This window comes from Methylobacterium sp. E-025, assembly GCF_022829705.1.
GTDB lineage: Bacteria > Pseudomonadota > Alphaproteobacteria > Rhizobiales > Beijerinckiaceae > Methylobacterium.
Genome location: NZ_JAKSYR010000192.1, coordinates 1 through 1564 on the forward strand (window position 1 = coordinate 1; position 1564 = coordinate 1564).

Here is a 1564-nt window from a genome sequence, read left to right on the forward strand (position 1 = left end):
CCGGCGACCGCCCTGTCCTGGCGCGGGTGTGGTTCACGATCAACGGCCAGCGGCGCGAGCTCGAGCTCGACACCCGCACCAGCCTGCTCGATGCGGCGCGCGAGCATCTGCACCTGACCGGCTCGAAGAAGGGCTGCGACCACGGCCAGTGCGGCGCCTGCACGATGATCGTCGACGGGCGGCGCATCAACGCCTGCCTGACGCTCGCCGTGATGCACCAGGGCGCCGAGATCACCACCATCGAGGGGCTGGGCCGGCCCGACGACCTGCACCCGATGCAGGCCGCCTTCGTCCGCCACGACGGCTACCAGTGCGGCTACTGCACGCCCGGCCAGATCTGCTCGGGCGTGGCCGTGCTCGACGAGATCCGGGCCGGCATCCCCAGCCACGTCACCGCCGACCTCACCGCGCCGACCCGGGTCACCGAGGCCGAGATCCGCGAGCGCATGAGCGGCAACCTGTGCCGCTGCGGCGCCTATTCCAACATCGTCGAGGCGATGAGCGAGGTCGCCGGCCTCGAGACCGGCCGGAGGCCCGCATGAAGTCGTTCACCTACGAGCGCCCGAGCACGCCGGCCGAGGCCGCCGCCGCCGTGGCGCGCACGCCCAACGCCAAGTTCATCGCCGGCGGCACCAACCTGCTCGACCTGATGAAGCTGCAGATCGAGACCCCGACCCACCTCGTCGACGTCAACGGGCTCGGGCTCGACCGGATCGAGGCCACGCCGGAGGGCGGCCTGCGCATCGGCGCGCTGGTGCGCAACACCGACCTCGCCGCCGACGCCCGTGTCCGGAAGGATTACGGCGTGCTGTCGCGCGCGCTGCTGGCCGGCGCCTCGGGGCAGCTGCGCAACAAGGCGACCACCGCCGGCAACCTGCTGCAGCGCACCCGCTGCCCGTACTTCTACGACACCGCGCAGGCCTGCAACAAGCGCCGGCCGGGCTCCGGCTGCTCGGCGCTCGACGGGGTCAGCCGGCAGCTGGCGGTGATCGGCGGAAGCGACGCCTGCATCGCCACCCATCCCGGCGACATGGCGGTGGCGATGCGCGTGCTCGACGCCACCGTCGAGACCGTCGACGGCGACGGCCGGGAGCGCGCGATCCCGATCGCCGCGTTCCACCGCCTGCCGGGCGACGCGCCCGAGCGCGACACCACGCTCGCGCCCGGCGCGCTGATCACGGCGGTGACGCTGCCGAAGCCGGTGGCGGGCACGCACCTCTACCGCAAGGTCCGCGACCGGGCGTCGTACGCCTACGCGCTGGTCTCGGTGGCGGCGATCCTGGGCAGGGACGGGTCCGGCCGCGTCGCCTTCGGCGGGGTGGCGCCGAAACCCTGGCGGGTGGAGGCGGCCGAGGCCGACCTGCCGCGGAGGGCCAAGGCGGTGACCGAGCAGGTCTTCGCCGGCGCCGCGCCGACGCACGCGAACGCCTACAAGCTGACGCTCGCCGAGCGGACCCTGTCCGCGGCGCTCAACCAAGCGAGGGCCTGAAGCCATGAAGTTCGACCAGCCCGCCGGCCAAAACCCGATCGACCAGCTCAAGGTCGTCGGAAAGCCGACCGACCG

Annotated in this window: 2 protein-coding genes; both read left to right on the forward strand. The window is 73.2% G+C overall.

Annotated features, from left to right (window positions below; translation table 11 throughout):
* Positions 1–542: aldehyde dehydrogenase iron-sulfur subunit PaoA (gene paoA / locus MKK64_RS26800; protein ID WP_409568019.1), on the forward strand; the 542-nt coding region annotated here is incomplete at its 5' end.
* The gene (locus MKK64_RS26805; RefSeq protein ID WP_243938747.1) at positions 539–1489 is read left to right on the forward strand and encodes an FAD binding domain-containing protein; all 951 of its coding nucleotides are present in this window, start codon (positions 539–541) and stop codon (positions 1487–1489) included. The genes paoA and MKK64_RS26805, both read left to right, overlap by 4 nt.
* Positions 1490–1564: the final 75 nt, after the last annotated feature.

Excerpts from the sequence above, each read along its gene's own strand:
- MKK64_RS26805 (WP_243938747.1), top strand. The coding sequence starts at position 539 with ATGAAGTCGTTCACCTACGAGCGCCCGAGCACGCCGGCCGAGGCCGCC.